Origin of the sequence: Hymenobacter miniatus, from assembly GCF_016427455.1 — a bacterium.
In the GTDB taxonomy this organism is placed as follows: domain Bacteria; phylum Bacteroidota; class Bacteroidia; order Cytophagales; family Hymenobacteraceae; genus Hymenobacter; species Hymenobacter armeniacus.
This window is the reverse complement of record NZ_JAELXR010000007.1, coordinates 177,499-198,710: the sequence shown is the minus strand read 5'-3', so window position 1 is coordinate 198,710 and position 21,212 is coordinate 177,499. Positions and strand designations below refer to the sequence as shown.

Annotated in this window: 19 protein-coding genes and 1 other RNA gene; 4 read left to right on the top strand and 16 right to left on the bottom strand. The window is 63.2% G+C overall.

The window, feature by feature from the left end:
* Positions 1 to 56: 56 nt before the first annotated feature.
* On the bottom strand, positions 57 to 1,277 hold the full coding sequence (locus JAO73_RS13030) for a BaiN/RdsA family NAD(P)/FAD-dependent oxidoreductase (protein ID WP_198977446.1): 1,221 nt from the start codon (positions 1,275 to 1,277) through the stop codon (positions 57 to 59).
* Positions 1,278 to 1,391: 114 nt separating this feature from the next.
* Here JAO73_RS13030 and JAO73_RS13025 point away from each other — a divergent pair, with 114 nt between their 5' ends.
* Positions 1,392 to 2,585: a cation:proton antiporter domain-containing protein gene (locus JAO73_RS13025; RefSeq protein ID WP_190922007.1), complete on the top strand. Its 1,194-nt coding sequence runs from the start codon at positions 1,392 to 1,394 to the stop codon at positions 2,583 to 2,585.
* 18 nt (positions 2,586 to 2,603) lie between these two features.
* Here JAO73_RS13025 and JAO73_RS13020 read toward each other — a convergent pair whose 3' ends face one another.
* From JAO73_RS13020 to JAO73_RS13000, 5 genes are all read right to left on the bottom strand, one after another.
* Complete coding sequence (locus JAO73_RS13020) at positions 2,604 to 4,391, bottom strand: chloride channel protein (RefSeq protein ID WP_198977445.1); 1,788 nt, start codon at positions 4,389 to 4,391, stop codon at positions 2,604 to 2,606.
* Between the two features lie 186 nt (positions 4,392 to 4,577).
* The gene (locus JAO73_RS13015) at positions 4,578 to 5,120 is read right to left on the bottom strand and encodes a TetR/AcrR family transcriptional regulator (RefSeq protein ID WP_198977444.1); all 543 of its coding nucleotides are present in this window, start codon (positions 5,118 to 5,120) and stop codon (positions 4,578 to 4,580) included.
* A 503-nt stretch (positions 5,121 to 5,623) separates the two neighbouring features.
* Positions 5,624 to 6,082 carry a nucleoside deaminase gene (locus JAO73_RS13010; RefSeq protein WP_198977443.1) on the bottom strand — a complete coding sequence of 153 codons (459 nt, stop codon included), beginning with the start codon at positions 6,080 to 6,082 and terminating at the stop codon, positions 5,624 to 5,626.
* Positions 6,083 to 6,245: 163 nt separating this feature from the next.
* Positions 6,246 to 9,248, bottom strand: coding sequence for a PD-(D/E)XK nuclease family protein (locus JAO73_RS13005; protein WP_198977442.1), 3,003 nt, complete (start codon positions 9,246 to 9,248; stop codon positions 6,246 to 6,248).
* Between the two features lie 113 nt (positions 9,249 to 9,361).
* Positions 9,362 to 9,817: a BLUF domain-containing protein gene (locus JAO73_RS13000; protein WP_190922012.1), complete on the bottom strand. Its 456-nt coding sequence runs from the start codon at positions 9,815 to 9,817 to the stop codon at positions 9,362 to 9,364.
* Between the two features lie 210 nt (positions 9,818 to 10,027).
* On the opposite strand from JAO73_RS13000, the gene JAO73_RS12995 reads away from it, so the two are divergent.
* The gene (locus JAO73_RS12995; protein WP_198977441.1) at positions 10,028 to 10,972 is read left to right on the top strand and encodes a DUF3078 domain-containing protein; all 945 of its coding nucleotides are present in this window, start codon (positions 10,028 to 10,030) and stop codon (positions 10,970 to 10,972) included.
* 18 nt (positions 10,973 to 10,990) lie between these two features.
* On the opposite strand, the gene JAO73_RS12990 is transcribed toward JAO73_RS12995, so the two are convergent.
* The 9 genes from JAO73_RS12990 to JAO73_RS12950 form a co-directional block, all read right to left on the bottom strand.
* On the bottom strand, positions 10,991 to 12,073 hold the full coding sequence (locus JAO73_RS12990) for a DUF6438 domain-containing protein (protein WP_198977440.1): 1,083 nt from the start codon (positions 12,071 to 12,073) through the stop codon (positions 10,991 to 10,993).
* Between the two features lie 46 nt (positions 12,074 to 12,119).
* Entirely contained in the window at positions 12,120 to 13,148 is a 1,029-nt protein-coding gene (locus JAO73_RS12985) for a Gfo/Idh/MocA family protein (RefSeq protein ID WP_198977439.1), read from the bottom strand.
* A 172-nt stretch (positions 13,149 to 13,320) separates the two neighbouring features.
* Positions 13,321 to 14,469: a DegT/DnrJ/EryC1/StrS family aminotransferase gene (locus JAO73_RS12980; RefSeq protein ID WP_233169189.1), complete on the bottom strand. Its 1,149-nt coding sequence runs from the start codon at positions 14,467 to 14,469 to the stop codon at positions 13,321 to 13,323.
* Positions 14,470 to 14,510: 41 nt separating this feature from the next.
* Positions 14,511 to 15,404: a glycosyltransferase family 2 protein gene (locus tag JAO73_RS12975; RefSeq protein WP_198977438.1), complete on the bottom strand. Its 894-nt coding sequence runs from the start codon at positions 15,402 to 15,404 to the stop codon at positions 14,511 to 14,513.
* A 58-nt stretch (positions 15,405 to 15,462) separates the two neighbouring features.
* On the bottom strand, positions 15,463 to 16,146 hold the full coding sequence (locus JAO73_RS12970; protein ID WP_198977437.1) for a cell division ATP-binding protein FtsE: 684 nt from the start codon (positions 16,144 to 16,146) through the stop codon (positions 15,463 to 15,465).
* Between the two features lie 4 nt (positions 16,147 to 16,150).
* Positions 16,151 to 16,354 carry a fructose-6-phosphate aldolase gene (locus JAO73_RS12965; RefSeq protein WP_190922019.1) on the bottom strand — a complete coding sequence of 68 codons (204 nt, stop codon included), beginning with the start codon at positions 16,352 to 16,354 and terminating at the stop codon, positions 16,151 to 16,153.
* 91 nt (positions 16,355 to 16,445) lie between these two features.
* Positions 16,446 to 17,102 (bottom strand): fructose-6-phosphate aldolase, encoded by a 657-nt coding sequence (gene fsa / locus JAO73_RS12960; protein WP_198977436.1) that lies wholly within the window; start codon positions 17,100 to 17,102, stop codon positions 16,446 to 16,448.
* A 178-nt stretch (positions 17,103 to 17,280) separates the two neighbouring features.
* An RNA gene (gene ffs / locus JAO73_RS12955) (signal recognition particle sRNA small type) lies at positions 17,281 to 17,378 on the bottom strand.
* Positions 17,379 to 17,489: 111 nt separating this feature from the next.
* Positions 17,490 to 18,326 carry a T9SS type A sorting domain-containing protein gene (locus JAO73_RS12950; RefSeq protein ID WP_198977435.1) on the bottom strand — a complete coding sequence of 279 codons (837 nt, stop codon included), beginning with the start codon at positions 18,324 to 18,326 and terminating at the stop codon, positions 17,490 to 17,492.
* A 125-nt stretch (positions 18,327 to 18,451) separates the two neighbouring features.
* On the opposite strand from JAO73_RS12950, the gene guaA reads away from it, so the two are divergent.
* Positions 18,452 to 19,987: a glutamine-hydrolyzing GMP synthase gene (gene guaA / locus JAO73_RS12945; RefSeq protein ID WP_198977434.1), complete on the top strand. Its 1,536-nt coding sequence runs from the start codon at positions 18,452 to 18,454 to the stop codon at positions 19,985 to 19,987.
* A gap of 169 nt (positions 19,988 to 20,156) precedes the next feature.
* On the top strand, positions 20,157 to 20,861 hold the full coding sequence (locus JAO73_RS12940; protein WP_198977433.1) for a type 1 glutamine amidotransferase: 705 nt from the start codon (positions 20,157 to 20,159) through the stop codon (positions 20,859 to 20,861).
* Here the strand turns inward: JAO73_RS12940 and JAO73_RS12935 are convergent.
* Positions 20,858 to 21,196 carry a hypothetical protein gene (locus JAO73_RS12935; RefSeq protein WP_198977432.1) on the bottom strand — a complete coding sequence of 113 codons (339 nt, stop codon included), beginning with the start codon at positions 21,194 to 21,196 and terminating at the stop codon, positions 20,858 to 20,860. The genes JAO73_RS12940 and JAO73_RS12935 overlap by 4 nt on opposite strands.
* Positions 21,197 to 21,212: the final 16 nt, after the last annotated feature.

Sequence of the window (21,212 nt, the reverse complement as noted above, 5' to 3'; positions counted from 1 at the left end):
GTACCTGGTATTGCGAACGCAGCGCTCGCAACGACAAACGGCTTATCCCCGCTACATCACATCCTTGCCAAAATGCCCCGCGCCACCCACGCCCCGGTGCTGAAGCAGCCCTGCAGCAGGTAGCCGCCGGTGGGCGCTTCCCAGTCCAGCATTTCGCCGGCCACGTAGGTGTCGGGGCGCTGCCGCAGCATCAGGAATTCATCAACGGCCGCGAAGCCGATGCCGCCGGCCGTGGAAATGGCTTCTTCCAGCGGCCGCAGCCCGGCTACGGGCAGTGGCACCGTTGTAAGCAAGGCGGCCAGGGCTTCGGCCGGGTAGGTGGCCACGTCGGGCGCCGTTTCGCGCAGCAGCGTGGGCACTGGGGCTCCCAGGTGCAGGGCTTTGCGCAGAAAGTCGGGCAGCGAGGTGCCGCTGCGGCGCTGCCGGAGCTTGGTCAGCAGCGCCGGCGCCGGCAAGTCGGGCTTCAGGTTCAGAAACAGCGTGGCCCCGCCGGCGGCCTGCGCCTGCCGGACCTGCGGCGTGAGCGCATACACGGGCGTGCCCTCGACGCCGTATTCGGTCAGCAGGGCCTCGCCGCGCACCGGCGGGCCGTCGTTCACCCGCACACTGATGTTTTTGAGTGGGGCGCGGCCAACTTTCTGCTTGAAGAAATCCGACCAATTCACTTCTGCGCCGCAGTTGGCGGGAGCGAAGGGAGCTACGGGCACGCCAACTGCCTGCAGCAGCGGCACCCAGGCCCCGTCGGAGCCGGTTTTGGCCCAGCTGGCGCCGCCCAGGGCCAGCACGGTGGCGGCGGGGGCCAGGGTGGTTTCCTGGCCGGTGGTTTCGTCGCGCAGCCGGAGGCCGTGGTCGCCCGCAAAGCCCAGCCAGCGGTGGCGGGTATGCAGCCCGACGCCCAGCTCCCGCAGCCGGGCCAGCCAGGCCCGCAGCAGCTCGGCCGGCTTGTGTGCCGCCACCGGGAAGATGCGCCCGCTGGTGCCCACGAAGGTTTCGATGCCCAAATCGGCGGCCCAGGCCCGCAGGTCGGCGGGCGAGAAGTGCGCCAGTAGCTCCCGAAAACGGGCTGCTTCGGCGCCGTAGCGGCCCGCAAACCGGGCGGTTTCTTCGGCGTTGCTTAGGTTGAAGCCGCCGTGCCCGGCCACCAGAAACTTGCGCCCCATCGTGGCCTGGGCCTCGAACACCTGCACGGCCAGCCCGGCTTCGGCCAGGCGCTGGGCGGCCATGAGGCCCGCCGGCCCGCCCCCGATTACGACGACTTCGCCGCGGCGCTTATGCATACAAAAAGAAGGTTGGAAAGGCCATGGCGCACCCCCGAAACGGGCCGCCAAGTTACGGCCCACGGGCGCTAGGGCTTAACCCCACCGCCGGCTCGCCCGTTAGCAAGCTCCTCTATGGGACCCTACACCATCCTCATTGGCCTGAGCCTGGCCGTGCTGCTTTCCTACGTGTTCGACCTGGCCGCGCGGGCCACCAAGGTGCCGTCGGTGCTCATGCTGCTGCTGGCCGGCATTGCCCTGAGCCAGGCCGCCGCTTATTGGGGAGGCGTGCCGGTGGCCGTGCCGCCGGTGCTGCTGCAGCTTTTCGGCATTGTGGGGCTTATCTTGATTGTGCTGGAAGGCTCCCTCGACCTGCGCCTCACCCGCGACAAGGCCCCGCTCATCCGGCGCTCGTTTCTGGCGGCGGTGCTCATCATGGGGGTGCAGGTGGCGGCCATTGCGGCGCTGCTGCATTTCTACGTGGGGGCCCGGTGGCAAAGCAGCCTGCTCAATGCCGTGCCGCTGGCCGTGGTGAGCAGCGCCGTGGCCATTCCCAGCGTGGCCGGCCTGGGCGGCGACAAGCAGGAGTTCATCGTCTACGAAAGCACGTTTTCCGACATCGTGGGCATCATGCTGTTCAACTTCATTTTGCAGGACGACTTTGCCCAGGGCTGGTCCGTTGTCACGTTTGGGCGCGATGTGCTGGCCGTGGCCGTGGTGGCGGTGCTCAGCACGGCGCTGCTGGCCTGGCTGCTGGGCCGCCTGCGCTCGCACGTCAAGTTTTTTCTGCTGTTTGCGTTTTTGGTGCTCATCTACAGCATCGCCAAAATGCTGCACTTGTCCTCCCTGGTGTTGGTACTGGCTTTCGGGCTGGCCGTCAACAACGCCGACCAGTTGCTGCAGCACCCGCTGTTGCGCCGCTTTCTGCACCCCGAGCAACTGGCCCGCGAGCTGCATCAGCTCAAAAGCATCACCGCCGAGTCGGCGTTTCTTATTCGCACGTTCTTCTTTCTGTTGTTTGGCTACTCCATCACCCTGAGCAACTTAGCCAGCGTGAGCCTGCTGTTGCAAGGGGCGCTTATCGTGGGCGTGCTCACGCTGGTGCGCTACGTGTACCTGCGCTACGTGGCCCGCACCGACCTGGTGCCCGAGCTGTTCATTGCCCCCAAAGGCCTGATATCGGTGCTGTTGTTCTACAGCATTCCGGCTCGTTTTCTGATAGGCGAAGTGAGCGAAAATATCCTTTTCGTGGTCATCCTGCTCACCGGCCTGCTCATGATGGTGGGCCTGCAGCTGGCGCGCAAGGCCCCGGAGCTCGGCGAGTATTGACAGGCAGGTGGCCAAAGGTCAGGCCTCGCTTTCCTGGATGAGCTGGCGCCGGTAGCGGGCCAGAATGTCGGTTTTGACGATGAAGCCCAGGTAGCGGCCGTCTTCTTCGCACACGGGCAGGGCCCAGAATTCGTAGCGGTCCAGCAGGCTCAGGGTGTGCTCCAGGTCGTCGTTGGGGCCCACCACGGCGGGGGCGGGCTTCATGAGCTCGCGCACGTGGGTGGTGGCGTAGTGGGCGTCGTCGAACAGCGCGTCGCGCACCGAGTTCAGGCTCACCACGCCCAGCAGCCGTCCGCCCGCGGCCACCACCGGAAACAAGTCGCGCGAGGAATGCCGGAAAATGTCGACCAACTCGCCCAGCGTGGTGCTGGGCCGCACCGGAATAAAATCGGTCTTGAGCAGCTGGCGCGGGTCGAGCTGGGCCAGCAGGCCCCGGTCCTTGTTGGCGTACACGTCCACGCCCCGCGCCGTGAGCTTGCGCGTGTACACCGAGTAGGGCTCGAAGTACTTGGTGATGAGGTAAGAAGAGCTGGCCACCAGCATCAGCGGCACAAACAGGGCGTAGCCGCCCGTGATTTCGGCAATGAGGAAGATGGCCGTGAGCGGCGCGTGAATGACGCCCGCCAGTGTGCCCGCCATGCCCAGCACCACAAAGTGCACTTCCGGAATGTGCACCAGCCCGCTCAGGTTGATGATGCGGGCAAAGAAAAACCCGGCCAGCGCCCCCGCAAACAGCGACGAGCCGAACATGCCCCCGTTGCCGCCGCTGCCCACCGTGATGCTGGTGGCCACCACCTTCAGCAGCATGCTGAACAGCACGAGCACCAGCAGCAGCCAGGGGTTATTGTCCTGGTAAACCGAGAATATGCTGGCGTCAGTGATGTGCTCGGGGTGGCCGCGCAGCAGCAGCTCCACGGTGTTATAGCCCTCGCCGTACAGCGTGGGAAACAGGAAAATAAGGCCTCCCAGCGTGAGGCCGCCCAGCGCCACTTTGCGCCAGCGGAGCCCCGGCCAGCGCTCAAAAAAATGCTCGAACCAATGGTAGGTCCGAATCATATACACCGAGAAAAACGCCGTGAACAGGCCCAGCAGCACATAAAACGGCACCGCATCCACGGGCCAGCTCGTGGTAATGAGCACAAACGGTTGGCCCGCGTACAGCGCCTTCGACACCACCGTGGCCGTGGCCGACGAAATCAGCAGCGGAATAAAATATTGTGCCGGCAGCTCCAGCAAAATGGTTTCGACCGCAAACAGCACCCCGGCAATGGGGGAGTTGAAGATGGCCGCCACGCCCGCCGCCGCCCCGCAGCCCGTAAGCAGGCGCCGCCGCCGACGGTCCAGGTGCAGCACCCGGCCGGCGTTGGAACCGATGGCCGAACCGGTGACGGAAATCGGGGCTTCGGTACCGGCCGAGCCGCCAAAAGTGACCGTGAGAAAAGCCGTCACCAATTGCGAATAGAGCTTGGAGCGCGGCACCACGCTGCCCTCGCGGGCCGTGTTGTAGATGATGGGGCCGATGCCCCGCCCCAGCTGCCCGCCCAGGAAAAACTTGGTAAATAGCACCGTGAGCGCAATGCCCACCACCGGGTAGATGGACAGCGCAAACACCCGGCTGGGTTCCGCAATACCGTTTTGCAGCATCTCCTGGCCCCAGCGCACCGACGTTTTGAGGAGCACAGCGGCCAAGCCTGCCGCCCCGCCCACCAGCACGCTCAGGATGAGCATGTACATCCGTTCGCTGATGTGGCGGGCCCGCCAAACCAGCAGCGGGCGCAACAGTCGGTGAACGGCGTGGTGGGGCATAAGCGAGAGCGGGAAGTCAACGCAAAAGCATCAACGCAAAAAAAATGCCGGCAGATGAGAGGCGCGTGAAACCAACCATCGGCTTGCTGTCGGCAACGCAGTGCCGGCGGCCCATATTGTCAGGCCTCTGTTCAGGATTCGGATGCCGCGGCCGCGGGGTTGCTTCGCGCGGGCCTGGCGCCCGGGTTATTTCGCGGCCGACACGCCCTGCAGGTAGGTGCGCTTCAGGTGCGCGCCGAGTTGTTGCAGGTTGGGGTCGTGCTCGTACAGCAAGTTGCGCCACAGGCTCTGAATGAGCAGCAGCAGCAACTGCGTGGTCATGTCGGGGCTGGGGGTGCCCAGGTCGGTAAAGGCCTGCTTGAGCAGGCTGTCAATCGGGCTCATGAAGCGCTGGAAGTACTTCTGCACCAGCGGGCGGTTGAACTCCTTGTCCTGCATCTTCCAGAAGTCGGGCTCGTCGTGCACCAGCTTGTAGGGCAGGTCGATGACGTTTTCGACCAGCACGCGCGGGTTTTTCTCCGTCAGAATGCCGCGGTTGGCTTCCACAATGCGCCGAAACCCCTGCTTGATGAGGTATTCAAACAGCTTCTCCTTGCTCAGAAAATACTTAAACAGCAGCGCTTCCGACACTCCGGCGCCCTTGGCAATGAGCAGGGTGGAGGTGCTGTCGTAGCCTCGTTCTCCGAAAAGCTGCAGGGCCGCCTGCTCAATTTTGGAATGACTGGTCATAGCCCAACCGAATATAAATAAACCGCCAAAAATCAGTCTCAGGACCGTTTACGGCCCTATCTCGGTGGCAAGATAGGGCCCGCGGCAGGCATTTAGGGCGTATGGGCACGCAGAAATGAACGTATTCGCCAAAAAGTAAACCCGTCCGTGCCATTCGCATGGCCCTCGGAGTGCTCTGCCGGAAACGCGCCAATGGCCCAAAACAATACAGCCGGTTAAATCGAAGCGCGTTCGACTTAACCGGCTGTAACGTGTTGAACTCCGCATGCCGTAGCTCCTAGGACGGAGGCCCGAACGGATTCAACCATTGTTTTCCCAGGTGGGGTGGGATACACCTGGCGAAAGAGGACGTGGGAATTGGCTGCTCGGTCAACTTTATGACTGATAGCGCAACAAAGGTAGGTGAGGAGTTGCTAAGGCCATATAAGTGTTAGCTCACTATTGGTAAGCAAACACTCACTCGCCTTTTTATCAGCGTACTAAATTTCCGCTATCGAGCTAGTCTATAGCTCCATAATGTCCTCGTTCCACAGGGTGGGCTCGGCTTCGATGAACTCGTTCATCATATCCACGCACTCCTGCAGGTCGAGGTCGACCACTTCCACGCCGTGGCTTTCCAGGAAAGCACGCGACTCGCCGAAGGTGCGGCTCTCGCCCACCATCACCTTCGGAATTTTGAACTGCACGATGGTGCCGGCGCACATGTAGCAGGGCATGAGCGTGGTGTAGATGACGGTGTCGCGGTAGCTGCGCTGGCGGCCGGCGTTGGTGAGGCAGTCCATTTCGCCGTGCTTGATGGCGCTGTCTTCCTGCACGCGCTTGTTGTGGCCTTGGCCGATGATTTTGCCGTCGCGCACGAGCACCGAGCCGATGGGAATGCCCCCTTGTGAACGGCCCAGGCGGGCTTCGTCGATGGCGGCTTGCATGAATTCGTCTTTGCCAGTGGGGTTTTGGTTGGTCATGGGATGGGTGTTGTTATTGGGTAAATGAGAAAGGAGACTGTCAGCCTGAGGTGAGCGAAGGACTTTCTCACGCCTGCTTTACCTGTTGCAAGTTGTTCTTTGATGAGAAGGACCTTCGACCTCGCTTGATTCGCGACAGCTCAGGCTGACAAAACAGAAAGCACTACCGGGCGCAAATGCCCTTGTAGGGGCAATGCTCGCACTTGGTGAAGTCGTCGGTTTTGCGGATGGGCTCGGTGGGGTCGAGGATGCGCAGCACAATTTTACGCACCAGTTCTTCGGACGCGGCCACGAACTCCTGACCGCCGTCGGTGATGAAGCTGAGGTCGGCGGAGAGCAGGCCTTCGTCGATGTTGCGCAGGGAGAGGATGGCGGTTTCGGCCGTTTCGCGCTGGGCGGTGTGGGCCAGCATGAGGCGGTAGAGCCAGAGCTGGCGCACTTTGTCGGCACTGGAGGAGGCTTCGAGCAGCAGGCGCTCGGTGGCTTCGGCGGGGCTGAGGCGGTCGCGGTAGCCGCGCAGCTGCAGGTCGTTGCGCTTCACCAGGCCCGATTTGTAGTCGACCACGCGCAGGCGGCCGTCGGGCAGCTCGTCCACGCGGTCGGCGAAGCCGAACAGGCGCACGGCCAGCGGCTCCGGCTGGCCCGGCACATCCACGAAGACGGTGGCCGCCAATTCCTTTTCCAACCCAAACAAGCGGATGGGCAGCAGGCCGGGCTGCTCGGTCAGGCTTTCGAGCAGGCGCACCATGAGGCGCGTGGCCACCTGGCCGTACACGTGGTTGAGGCCTTCGTCGGCGCGGGCGTGCTTTTCGGTTTCTTCCTGGCGCAGGGCCTTTTGCACTTCGTGCGGGGCCTGCCGGATGAGCTCCGGAATGTCGTCGGCCGTGATGGAGCGCGCCTCCTGGGCGAAGGGCTGCATGAGGTTTTCCAAGGCCTCGTGCACCATGGTGCCGAAGCTGCTGGCTTCCAGAGTTTCCTCCACGGCGTCGTTTTCGTGGAAGCGGGCCACTTTCGAGAAATAGAAGCGCAGCGAGCAGGCCAGAAAATCGTTGAGGCGCGAGGGCGAAATGTTGCGTTCCAGCACGCCGCGCAGGGCGGCCAGCATCTCGGGGTCCTTTTCCAGAATGAGGTCGCCTTCGTAAGGATTGGCGCCCACTTCGGCGTCCGGGCCGGCCACCGAGACCGTCAGGTCTTCCAGCGTGAGCTGCGGGTTTTGGGGCAGCAGGTCGTTTTCCAGCTGCAGCAGGAAGCGGCTGCGCTCGCCGCTTTTCATGCCCTCGGCGCCGGGCAGCACGTGCACCAGGTCGACGCGCTGGGCGCGCTGGAGCAGGCGCCAGAAATTGTACGCCGTAATGGCCTCGGCGTCGGCGTAGGTGGGCAGCTTAAACTCGGTGAGGACGTCGTAGGGGAAGAGCGACTGCTGCTTTTTGGGCGCCGGCAGCACGCCTTCGTTGCAGCTGAGGATGATGAGGTGGTCGAAATCCAGCGCCCGGGTTTCCAGCAAGCCCATCACCTGCACTTCGGCCAGGGGCTCGCCGGAAAAGGGCAGGCGGGTGCGGCCCATCTGCTCGTACAAAAACCGGCGGAACGAGCGCACCGACAGCCGCTGCTCGCGGCAGTCGAAGGCCGAGTCGAGCTGCTTGACGAGCGTATAAAACAGGTAGAGGTATTCGGCCTCGATGCCGCCCTGCTGGTCGGCGTACACCCGTTTCAGCAAGTCGATGAGCGTGTTGCAGGCGGCAATGATGTCGTCGCAGTTATCCCAGGTTTTGAACAACGCCTCCACGATGGGATGATGCGCGCCGAGCCGCAGCAGCTCCTCGGCCGGCAGCAGCACGGCGTTGAGGCGCACGATTTCGCGGCAAATCTGGTCGAGCACGCCGTGGTACTGGGGCTCGTCGGCCTGGCGGTCCTGCCACTGCTGGTAGCGGCGTAGGAAGGGGTGGCTGAGTAGCTTGGTGACGGCCAGGTGATGGTAGCGCGGCACGCCGTAGCCGGTTTCGGGGCTGCCCTCGCGGATGCCGGTGAGGTGCACCTCAAACAGCAAATCGACCAAATTGAACAGCGGCGTGGCCTGAAAGCTCAGGCCCATGGTCACGTTGTAGTCGGGCACCTCGTCGGGCGGCAGGCCGTGCAGCACCGGCAGGAGCAGGGTTTCGTCGGGCAGCACCACGGCCACGGTGGCGTCGGGGTATTGGCGGCGGGCTTCGGCCAGGAGCTGGCCGGCCAGCTTGCCCTGCATGCTGGGGTTGGCCACGCCGAGGTAGCGCACGTGCCGGGGCCGGCCGCGCAGCCACTCCACGCCGCCGCCAAAGTTGTCGAGTGGCAGCTGCCACTTCTCAAAGTAGCGGCGCAGGTGCTGGCCGGCGCGGTTGGGCGAGTCTTTTTCGAGGTAAAACGGGTCGGCGTCGAAGCGCACTTCGGCCCGCCCGGCGGTGAGGAGCAAGCGAATGAGCTTCTCTTCGGAGCGCGACAAGTTGCCGAGGCCCACGAACACGTGGCGGGCTACTTCGGGCGCCGCCGGGTCCTGGATGGTTTTTTCCAGCTTCTCCACGGCCAGGCGGTAGGCCAGGCCGGGGTAGGCGAGGTGGTTGGCTTTCATGCGCCGCTGCAGTTCGCGGTACACTTGCTCCAACTGGTCCCAGAAGCTGAAGGAGTGCGCGGCGGCGCGGCTTTTCTCGGGCAGGGCTTCGAGGTCCCAGCGCTCCAGGGCCTTGGCCTGGCTCAGGTATTCGAACACCTTGCGGGTGGGGGCCAGGTTCTGGTCGAGGTTGGAGAAGTCGCTCAGCAGCAGCCCGGCCCAGCCCACAAACTGGTCGAAATCGAGGTGCGGGTCAATGCGTTTGAGGATGTCGTAGAGCAGCAGCTGCAGGGCAATGGGCTCTTCCACCTGCACGCCGGCCAGCTCCACCATGTAGTCTTCCATGGCGGCCACGCGCGGGGCCCACAGCGGGGCGCCCACGGGCAGGTTCACGGCCAGTTCGTTCTTCAAATACACCACGGCGCGGCGCGTGGGCACCACCACCACAATGTCGGACAGCTCATCGAGCGGGCCGGAGCCGTAGCGGTCCAGCAGCTCGCGGGCCACGGTGGCGAGGAAGGAGGCAGGCGCGGCAGCGGGCGCCGTGGGGGCAGAAAAAACGTCGGAAGCAGGGCGGGAAGGCATCGGGGTAAAGATACCAAGACAGCAGCGCGAACGGTGCAGTTCGCGGGCTGGCACGTGCACCTTCGGAAATTTCCCAACAGTCCTGCCCTCGGTAAACTCCTGGCGCTGGCGTGCTAAAGCGGCTGCTCCAATTCGGCAGCCGTTTCGCCCCAGGCCACAAAATCGTGTAGAATCGCCAGCAATTCGGGGCACGTGTGGGGCCGCGGGATGAGCAGCGCCGGCGTATCGGGGGGCACGGGGCTCAGCAGGCGGCGCAGGTCGGCGGGTTGCGCCGGCCGGAACCCCATCGACCACCCCCCGAACACGCGTTTGCGGTTGGCCGCCTCGCCCAGCACCTGGCAGTTGAAATGGCGCGGGTCCAAGGCAATGCGGTTGTGATAGAGGTGGCGCACCGCGTCGTACTCGCCTTCCAGTGCTTGCACAAACCGCCCGTCGGGCGTGAGCAGCAACAGCCCCGTGATGCCATGCTCCCGGTTGTAGCGCCTCGCTTGCTCCAACAGCGCCGACAATTCCCGCGGCTCGAAGGGCACCAGCGCCTGGCTTTGATACACGAGTTGATGCAAAGCCATGGGGCGAATGTTTAAGAACGGCAAGCAGGGCGGCGACCGGCTTCGGGCCCGAAGCAAACCCTGCCCCGATGCGCAACGCATATTGCTACTCAAAAGAATAGTGCAGTTACTACGTATAAAAATAGACTCCGTTATCGGCACCGGTCCGCGGCCGGATACTGCTTTCTGTATGGCCAAGCTTACTTTGCCGCCACACTCACTCCTGCATTCATGAAAACACGTCTTCTCCTGCCGCTGGTCGCCCTGTGCGGCACCCTATCGGTGCGGGCCCAAACCACGCCCACCGTCATTCCGGACCCCGCGCCCACGGCGCCCGCGCCCGACCCGCTTTGGCGCAAGTCGCTCAAAACCGGCCTGGGGCTGAACGAGGCCCTGCTGAGCAGCAACTGGCGCGGCGGCGGCGTCAACACCATCGGCTTCAACGCCCTGGCCAACGCCCGCGCCAACCGCAAAAGCGGCGCTCACAGCTTCGACAACGAAGCCGATTTCCTCTTCGCCTTTTCCCAAACCAAGGGCCTGGGCTACCGCAAAGGCCAGGACCGGCTTTACCTCGACACCAAATACGGCTGGGCCATGAGCACAAAGTGGGACATGTTCGTGTCGCTGAACCTGCTTTCGCAGTTTGCCCCCGGCTACAAGTACGATAAGGATGCCAACGGCGACGAGCGCGCCCGGCAGGTGTCCGATTTTTTTGCGCCGGCGTTTCTCACCGCCGCCTATGGGTTCGAGTACCGCCCCGCTCCCTATTTCCACTTGCGCTTGGCGCCCTTTGCGCCCCGCCTGACCGTCGTGAACCGCGCCGACAGGTTTGTGGACGTCCTCGGCGACACGCCCTACGGCGTGAACCCCGGCCACAGCACGCGCTGGGAAATCCTGGCTGCCCAAATTCTGGCCGAACTCGACCGCAACATCAGCCCCAACGTCAACCTGAAAGCGCGTTACCTGCTGTTTGCCAACTACAGAAACATCAACCCCCAGGAAATCGACCACCGCCTCGACGTGGGCCTCACCGCCAAAGTGGGCAAGTACGTGAACGTGGCCCTCAACGGCATTGCCCTCTACGACTACGACCAAGACGGCGCGGTGCAATTTTCGCAGGGCCTCACCCTCGGGGTGGCGTATTCGGTGCAGAATTTCGTGGACGCGAAAAAGTAGGGCCGGCGCCCCCGCGCATCACTTCCACGACTGGGTGTCGGGCAGCCGCAGCAACAGGTCGAAAACCTGCCGCAGCCCGGGGTTTCGGCTAAGGTCGGAGTCTTGGACGGTCTTGGTGTGGCCAGCCGCGTCCGTCACGGCCAAGGTGTAAGTGGACAGGTCGATGTTCAGGTGGTGCTGATTATCGGGGATTTGCATGAAATTGATGTAGCCCAACAGCACCCACAGCTCTTGGTGCGATTTTAGGTCGATGGTAGTCTTTAGGACTCCGGTCTTGGATGGAAATTCAATGGCTTCGTATCGGGCTAGGCGGTTGCGGTCAATCTCTACCTGAAAAACCGGGCACCGGCCGTAGCATCGCGTGGTGCTAAAGACAAGCTTCTGAAAATCGTGCCGGCTCGGATGGGCGTTGTAGGGAATGAAGCGGGTTTGGGCAAAGACTAGCGTATCCAATTGGCACTGCAAGGCTACGCTTTGCGTGGCCGCCGACCACGTGCTGCTTTGCTGAGCGCGCTGGATAGCGACGCGCCCGCGCACCTGCACCGCGTTCAGTAAATAGCAGGGAGAGCCGTATTCGCCGTCGATGAGCACGTTCTTAATGCCCGCTACGCCTTGGTCCATGAAACAAAAAGCTGCCTTCGAGCCGCCTTTCAGGTGGCCGTACACCAGCAGGTCGTTACGGCCGTTGCTGTCAAAGTCGGCTTTCAGCCAACTCTTCAGCGGACGAGCACCAAAACAGCTGCGCGCGCCGCTGCAATCCACCAGTTGGGCCGCGCTCACCGATTGCACATAGGTTTCCGTGGTTGAGCCTTGCTGACGCCGACCGAGGTGTTCTGTGCTGGGCTTGGTGAGCAAAAACGGTTGCTTGCTGGCAGTGACCGGCAATTCCAATAAGTAAAATGCCTGATACTGCGAGCCGTATGACTCTTGAAGCGACTGATTAACAAACTGCAAAACCTGGGCGTCCGTAGTCAAGCCGTCAAGTTGACTGCGCGGGGACGCGGCTACGTTTTTATGCATTGCCGCGCCGGACGGATGAGCCCCCAACAGGTCGAAAGACAGTGTGGTTAGGAGGCCGAGGAGAAGTCGGGTAATCAGCATTGCAGCAGGGGGGCGGCGAGTGAAACTAACCAGTGGATGCCGCAGTTCACCGCAGCGCATAAATCCGCTCAATAATTTCCACCACTTTCAACCCCTCTAGCGCATTCGTTGTGGCAAAGCTGCGGCGCTGCACCGTGTCCACCACGTTTTCGATGACCTGCACGTGGTTGGCGGCCGAGCCCTGGAAGGCGCCGTAATTATTGGCGGGATTAGTGGCGGGTAATTCCGGCATGTGGTAGCCTTCAATGTGGCAGTAGTCCACCTTGTCCATGTACTGGCCGGCGATGCGCAGGCTGCCGCGCTCGGCCACCACGGTAAGGGAGCTTTCGAGGTTGCGGTCCCACACGGCGGTGCTGTAGCTGAGCGTGCCGCTGCCGCCGCGCACGAGGTCGAAGGTGACGAGGCCGCTGTCTTCAAACTCGGTCAGGCCCGCGTGGGTGAAGTCGCGGAAGCGGGCCGCAATGTTGGTGATGTCGCCAAACACCCAGTACAGCAAATCGACGAAATGGCTGAACTGGGTGAAGAGCGTGCCACCGTCGAGGGCCTGCGTGCCTTTCCAGCCGCCGGGGCGGTAGTAGCGCGCGTCGCGGTTCCAGAAGCAGTTCAGCTGCACCAGAAACACCTGGCCCAGCCGCCCCTCGTCCACTATCTGCTTGAGCCAGGCGGCCGGGGGCGAGTAGCGGTTCTGCATCACCCCAAACACCAACCGGCCGGTTTGCAGGGCCGTGTGCACGATGGTTTCGGCATCGGCCTTGTGCAGGGCAATGGGCTTTTCGATGACCACGTGCAGGCCGTGGCGCAGGCCGGCCACCGCCTGCGGGGCGTGCAGGCCGTTGGGCGTGGCCACGGTGAGGACGTCGGCCGCGGGGCCGGTTTGCAGGTATGCTTCGAGCGAGGTGAAAAAGGGCACGCCCGGAAACTCCGTCGCCAGGCCGGGCTGCAGGTCGGTGCGGATGTCAATCAGGGCTGCCAGTTCGGCTCCGTCGTGGCGCGAAACCAGCGCCGCGTGGCGGCGGCCAATGTGGCCCACGCCGCTAATGGCGAAGCGAACGGAAGCACCAGAATTATTACTCATCAAAAGCGAAGAATTTGAGCCGCAAAGGCTACGCAAATCTGCGTGAATAATTGCGCCTCAGCACCAAAAAGAAAATAGATACCGAAACCCAAACCAACCTAGAAAGAAAAGCCCAATGACCACTAATAGGTAGAGCAAATACATGCGCTGGTATCTTTTCATTAGGTCTTACTCAACCCATAAACGACTTAACGCAGCCGATAATATATTCCTGCTGCTCCCTCGTCAGCAACGGGTGAATGGGCAGTGACAGCACCGCCTCGCACAGCCGCTCCGCAACGGGAAACTGCCCCGCCCGGTAGCCCAGGTAGGCGTACGCCGGCTGCGCGTGCACGGGCAAAGGGTAGTATATCATAGTCGGCACGCCGCAGCCGCTGAGGAAATGCTGCAACTCGTTGCGTCGTTCGGGTTCGTTTACCTGAATGGTGTACTGGTGAAAAACGTGCGTGCTGCGCGGGTCGCGGGCCGGAATGGTGAGGGCCGGCATGCCGGCCAGGGCCGCATCGTAGCGGGCGGCCACGGCTTGGCGGGCGGTGGTGTTTGCGGGCAACTGCCGCAGCTTTATGCGCAGCAGGGCCGCTTGCAGCGTGTCGAGGCGGGAGTTGAGGCCGATATGCTGGTGGTGGTATTTCCGGCTCTGGCCGTGGTTGGCCAGCTGCCGGAGCAGGGCGGCGCGGGCGGTGTCGCGGGTGAGCAGGGCGCCGCCGTCGCCGAGGCAGCCCAGGTTTTTGGAAGGGAAAAAGGAGGTCGTGCCCACTTCGCCCACCGCGCCGGCAAATGCCGTCTCGCCGCTGGCAAACCGAAACGTGGCGCCAATGGCCTGAGCATTGTCCTCAATCAGGGCCACGCCGTGACGCGTGGAAATAACTTTCAAGGCCTCCAAATCGGCACATTGCCCGAATAAGTGCACCGCCACGACGGCGCCCGTGCGCGGCGTAAGGGCGGCTTCCACCGCCGTCGGGTCGATGTTGAAGGTATCGGGCCGCACGTCAACCAGCACGGGTTTCAGGCCCAGCAATGCCGCTGCTTCCAGCGTGGCCACGTAGGTGAAGGCCGGCACAATGACTTCGGCTCCCGCAGGCAGTTCCAGGCTCATGAGGGCCAGCGTGAGGGCGTCGGTGCCGTTGGCGCAGGGCACGACGTGAGCGCCGCCCAGGTACTCGCCCAGCTCGGCCGCAAACGTGGCCACCGCCGGCCCCTGAATAAACGCCGCCGACGCCAGCACCTCGCGCAAGGCCTCGTCGAGGGCCGGTTGCAGGGCGGCGTGCTCGGCGGCCAAATCGAGCAGGTGAATGGGGGCGGGCGGGGCGGGAAGTATCAAAGCGGCGCAGCAAACGGGGCCGCCAAAGATACTGGGCAAACTCAGGCCAGCTCGCGCAGCAGCCAGTGCAGTTTCAGCAGGTCGAAAAGGCGCAGGCTGGGGGCCGCCGTCAGCAGCTGGCGGCGCAGTGTCGGCGCTGCCGCGGCCAAGGCTGCCCGGGCCGCCCTGGCCAGGTGCAGCCGCTGCAGGCGCAGGGCCGTTTGCAACAGGCGGGAGTCGGTACCCAAGCCTTGTTGCCGATGTACCTGGGCGAGGTTGCGCACCGCCTGTTCGCTTTTATGCAGGAAAACCGCGGCCGGTTCCAGCCCTTCGTGCAGCACGGGGTTGTCGAGGTGGCGCACCGGCACTCCGGCCACGGCCAGCGCCTCGCCGAACTGCGTGTCTTCGTGCCCGTAGCCCGTCAGCTGTTCGTCGAGCGGGTATTGCCGGAATACGTCGGCTTGAATCAACGCGTTGTTGACGGTCAGCTGCTGGTAGGGCTGCGCTCGGCGCTCGGAAGCCGCCCGCGCCTCCCGGGTCTGCCCATACAGCCAGCGCAGGCGCAGGGCGGGGTCGGCCGGCGGCGCGGCCCGGTAGCTGGTGCCCCCAATGAGCACCGGCGCCTGCGCGCGGGCCGCGGCGTAGCGCGCCAGAAACCGGCTGTCCGGCAATGAGCTGTCGTTGTCAAGCAGCAGCAGCCATTCGTGCTGCGCGGCGGCTGCCAGCTGGTTGCGGATGGCGGCGCGGCCCACGTTGAGGGGCAGTTCCTGGTACTGCACCCCCGCGTGCGCGCCAAGCAGCCGATTGGCCGCGCGAAATTCCGGCCGCGAGCCGTCGTCAAGCAGCAGAATTTCGACCGGGCCGGGCCAGTCGGGCCGCTGCGCCCGAAGCGAATTCACCAGCGCACCCACTTCCCAGTTGTACACCGGAATTAGTACCGACAAGCCTTCGGTCATGGCAGGGGAAAGGGGAGATGAGCAGAGGCGTGGCAGCGAACGGGCGCGGGCCGGTCGATTACTGCGGCGGGCGGGCCGAATCCAGCAATTCGCCGTCTTTGCAGGTCAGCACGCGGTGCGGGTATTTTTCGAGCAGCTGGAAATTGTGCGTAGCCATCAGAATGGCCGTGCCGGCATTATTAATCTCGGCAAATAGCCGCATGATGCTGTCCGACACGTCCGGGTCGAGGTTGCCGGTGGGCTCGTCGGCCAGCAGTAGCACCGGCTCGTTCAGCATGGCCCGGGCAATGACCACGCGCTGCTGCTCGCCGCCCGAGAGGCGGTGCGGCATGCGGTTGGCCGCGCCGTTGAGGCCCACCTGGGTCAGCACATCGCTCACGCGCTGCTGCTTTTTGGCCTTGCCCTTCCAGCCCGTGGCGTTGAGCACGAACAAAAGATTTTCGGCTACGGTGCGGTCCGACAGCAGCTGAAAGTCCTGGAACACAATGCCCAGCCGCCGGCGCAGATACGGCACCTTGCTGGCCGGCAGCTTTGCCAGCGGGAAGCCCGCCACCGTGCCCATGCCGCTCTGCAGGGGCAGGTCGGCGTACAGGGTTTTCAGCAGCGACGACTTGCCCGAGCCGGTGCGGCCCACCAAATAGGCAAAGGAGCCTTTTTCCAGCGCGAACGTCACGCCCTGCAGCACGGCCTGCTGCTCCTGCATGATGGTGGCGTCGTGCAGCTCAATCACGTTTTCAATCATACAGCTACAAGCTCAACGGCTGCAATTTGCCAAATTCCAGGCCCGAAATCACGGCGGCCAGCTCATTTTCTTTGCCCTCCAGGCCGTAGCGGTGCAGGTCCTTCAGCGGCCGGTCGGCCCGGAAATAGGCGATGAGCACAAACGCCTCATCCCGCAGCTGGATGTAGTCCGGAATTTTGGCCTTGCCCTTTACTTTGATGATGTACATGTCGGTGATGTGTTAATTGATTGATGTGCTGATGTGCTGAGTTTCATTGCCAGCAAAGGCAAGCGCATCAGCACATCAAAAAATCAGCACATTAAGAATTGACCTTCTTGTGGTCGGCCAGGAACGTGGCCAAGCCCTTGTCCGTCAGCGGGTGGTTGAGCAGGCCGGTGATGACGTTGAGCGGGCAGGTCACCACGTCGGCGCCAATCTCGGCGCACTGGATGAGGTGCGGCACGTGGCGTACGGAGGCGGCCAGCACTTCGGTGGGGTAGCCGTAGTTGCTGAAAATCTGCACAATCTGCTCAATGAGCTGCAGGCCGTCGTGGCCGATGTCGTCGAGGCGGCCCACGAAGGGCGACACGTAGGTAGCGCCGGCTTTGGCCGCCAGCAGGGCCTGCCCGGCCGTGAAAATCAGGGTGCAGTTGGTTTTGATTCCTTTGTCGGCGAAGTACTTGATAGCCTTTACGCCTTCTTTAATCATGGGCACCTTCACCACGATGTTGGGGTGCAGCTCGGCCAGCGCCTCGCCTTCGCGAATGATGCCGTCGAAATCGGTGGCAATGACCTCGGCAGACACGTCGCCGTCCACCAGCTCGCAAATCTGGCGGTAGTGCGCCATCACGTTGTCGAGGCCGCGGATGCCTTCTTTGGCCATCAGCGAGGGATTGGTGGTCACGCCGTCCAGCACGCCCAGCTCCACGGCTTCGCGGATGTCGTCGAGGTTGGCGGTGTCGATGAAGAATTTCATGATAAGGTCTTAGGGGACTGGGGCTTAGGGGTGGCGGTCAAAAGAGGATTCCTGGCCAAAAACCAAGTTTCCACTACCGCAAATCTCTCAGGCCGTGAAAAAGAATCGGCCCCAAAGCTACTCATTGGCCCGCCAAATTGCGGAACAGAGCAGCGCCGGGGCCGACTGGAAAAGGCAAAAAAAAGCAAGCCAAAATCGCACCGCTACAACCACCTACCCTTGCTACCTTCCGGTCCTGGGGGAGTTCAGCAGGAGCTGGTCGTTCTGACTTGCCGCTGCAAAGATACGCACGGATTGCGTCAGATGAAACAGGAAGGGGCTTTTTTACGGCTTATCCGCCGTAGGAAGCTGATTAAGCAGCGAATAGAGTTTCGCGTAGGTCCGTCTTTATTCCCGCACGAGGCGCTGCACCGCGGTTTCGGCGCCCTGCGTGAGGCGCAGCAGGTAGTGGCCGGCCGGCACGTCGGCCAAGGGCAGGGTGGCGGTGCCGTCGGCGGCCGGCAGCAGGCGGGTGGTGCCGCGCACGGTGCGCCCAAGCATGTCGGTGAGCTGGTAGCTGGCAGGCTGGCCGTTGGGCAGTTGGACGCGGCACGCCGCCGTGGCCGGATTGGGGTACACGTCGGCCAGGAGCGCGGCGGCGCTACGTGTGGCCGAGGCCGTGCCAAAGGTCAGGCGTAGGTTCAGCAGGGCGTCGCTGGTGGCCAGGGCCGTGGTGTTGGAAATGGCGGCGCCGGAGGTGTTGCGCCGGGCAATGTTGGTGCCCATGAAGTTGTAGTTCCACAGCGTGGTGCCCGTGCTGCCACCGTTGCGGACCACCAGCAACGAGAGGTTGCCGGTGTTGTTATAGACGAAGGGCGTGTTCAGCACCACTTCCTGGTAGCCGGTGGTGCCGTTGTTGGTAAACGCACCCGCCCACACGCGCTGATACCCCGTGGTGTCGAGGGTGCCGGCCGTGAAGACGGTGGCCGTGGTGTGCTTCATGTAAATGACGGTGCGCGTGAGCGGCGACTGAAAGGCGCCGCTGTTCTTCTCAAAGGCCACGCGAGTGATGGTGCCGGCCAGGTTGAGTTGGGTTTGCTTGTAGATGGCCTCGTAGACGCTGTTGGCCTGGGTGCTGTTGAAGGGACTCAGCGCGGAGCCGCTGGTGCCCACGGAAACGGTGACGACTTGGGCCTGCGCCGCAAGGCTGCTGGTGAGGGCAAACAAGAGTAAGATTCTTTTCATGGCGGTGGGTGAAGTGAGAAAATGAGGGGTGAGCCGGCAAGTTACGTACGCGCGGCTTCTGGGCGCGGGGCGCAATGTTGCCCGGGGTGTGGTATTACGTTTGCCGCCGTGAGTAGCTTTGCGGCATGGAACGACTTATCATTCTGGATTTCGGCTCGCAGTACACGCAATTGATAGCCCGGCGCATTCGCGAATTGCACGTGTTCTGCGAAATTCACCCCTACACCCACGCCCCGAACCTCGTCATCAGCGACGATATTCGGGGCGTTATTCTTTCCGGCTCGCCCTGTTCGGTGCGGGAAGAAGGCGCCCCCAACCCCGACCTGAGCCACCTGCTCGGCCACGTGCCGGTGCTGGGCGTGTGCTACGGCGCGCAGCTGCTGGCCCAGCAGGGCGGGGGCGAGGTGCTGCCGGCCACCATCCGCGAGTACGGCCGTGCCCGGCTGGCCGAATTGAACAACGCCTCGCCGCTGCTGACGGGCATGCACGCCGGCTCGCAGGTGTGGATGTCGCACGGCGACACCATCCAGACCTTGCCCGCTGGCTACGACATCATTGCCAGCACGCCGGAAGTGGCCGTGGCCGCCTTCAAAATCGAAGGGCAGGACACCTACGGCATCCAGTTTCACCCCGAGGTGACGCACTCCACCGAAGGCAAGCAGCTGCTGGCCAACTTTGTGGTGAACATCTGCCAGTGCAGCCAAAGCTGGACCCCCGACCACTTCGTGGATTCGGCCGTGACGGCCCTGCAACACACCATCGGCCCCGACGACCAGGTGATTCTGGGCCTCTCCGGCGGCGTGGACAGCAGCGTGGCGGCCCTGCTGCTGCACCGCGCCATCGGCCCGCGCCTGCACGGCATTTTCGTGGATAATGGCCTGCTGCGCAAAGACGAGTTCGAAACCGTGCTGAAAGCCTACGAAGGCCTGGGCCTGAACGTGACCGGCGTGAACGCCGCGCCCGAGTTCTACGCCGCCCTGGCCGGCATCAGCGACCCGGAAGGCAAGCGCAAGGCCATTGGCCGCACCTTCATCGAGGTGTTCGACCGCGAGGCGCACAAGGTGCAAGGCGCGGCGTGGTTGGCCCAGGGCACCATTTACCCCGACGTTATTGAATCGGTGTCGGTGAAAGGCCCGGCCGTGACCATCAAAAGCCACCACAACGTGGGCGGCCTGCCCGAGAAGATGCACCTCAAAGTGGTGGAGCCGCTGCGCATGCTCTTCAAAGACGAGGTGCGCGAGGTGGGCGCCGCCCTGGGCCTGCCCGGCGAAATCCTGAACCGCCACCCCTTCCCCGGCCCCGGCCTGGGCATCCGCATTCTCGGCGACATCACGCCCGAAAAAGTGGACCTGCTGCAGCGCGCCGACGCCGTGTTCATCAACCTGCTCAAGGAGCACGACCTGTACCAGCACGTGTGGCAGGCCGGCGCCATGCTGCTGCCCGTGCAAAGTGTGGGCGTGATGGGCGACGAGCGCACCTACGAGCGGGTGGTGGCCCTGCGCGCCGTGACCAGCGTGGACGGCATGACCGCCGACTGGGCGCACCTTCCCTACGATTTTCTGGCCGAGGTAAGCAACAAAATCATCAACCAAGTGCGCGGCATCAACCGCGTGGTGTACGACATTTCGAGCAAGCCGCCGGCGACGATTGAGTGGGAGTAACCCAGTAGGTAAACCAGAAAAACCGAACGTCATGCTGCGCTTGGCGAAGCATTGCTACCACGAGAGTAAAATCAATTACTTCGGCGGTAGCGATGCTTCGCCAAGCGCAGCATGACGTTCTTCCTTCTCATCCATAACAACAACCATGCGCTGGCACTGCCTCCAACACATGCCCGACGAAGGCCCCGGCCATGCGGCCGACTGGCTGGCTGCACACGGCCACACGCTCACGTGCACGAAGCTGTTTGAATCCAACCCGGTATTTCCGGTGCTGCCTGATTTCGACGCCCTGCTACTCCTGGGCGGCGCCATGAGCGTGCACGACGAGGACCGGCTGCCGTGGCTTCGCAACGAAAAAGCTTTCATTCACGAAACCCTCCGTGCTGGTAAAATCACGCTGGCCATTTGCCTGGGGGCGCAGCTGGTGGCCGAGGCGCTGGGGGCGGAGGTAAAACCCAACCACGCGCCCGAAATCGGCTTCTGGACGGTGCGGTTTTCGGCAAAGTCTTTGGCGCATCCACTGCTGCGCGGGTGGCCCGAGAAGGCCACCTTGCTACACTGGCACCTCGATACATTCACGGTGCCGCCGGGCGCTATGCGGGTGGGCATGTCGGCGGGGTGCGCCACGCAGGGCTTCGTGTGGGGCGATGGCGTCATCGGCCTGCAGTTTCATCCCGAAATGACAGTGGCAATGGTGGAGCAGCTCATGGCCTTTGAGGGGCACGAGCAGGCCGAGGAGCAGGAGTTCGTGCAGACCGCGGAGCAGATTCGCGCCAAGCTCAAATCGGTGTGGAAAGGGCGCAAGCTACTGGAATCGCTGCTCGCCAACTTGGTCGCCCTGCACGAAGGAGAAACGGTTGCCTCCGGCAGCTAGCTAATTTTAACCTGTTCGAAAGTAAAAGTCCATTCCGTGCCCGCCTGCCCATGGCCGGTGAGCAGTTGGAAGCGAATGGCGTGGGCCGCGCCTTTCGGCGTGATGGTGTGGGTGTCGATGTCAAGCTCGGTGAGGGCGCTGGCGGACAAGTCGAGCGGCCCCAAGTTGAGCTCGCCGACACCCTGAAACGCCAGCGTCAGCGTATCATAGCTGCGGGTGTCTTCGTTGTAAATGCCGAGTTGGAGGGTGAGGGCGCTGCGTTTGAAATCGACCGTCAGGGCATCAACGCCCATGCCGTGTAGCGTGGTTTGTTTCAGGTTTTCGAAGTCCGTCATAAGGTCAGTTGTCGAC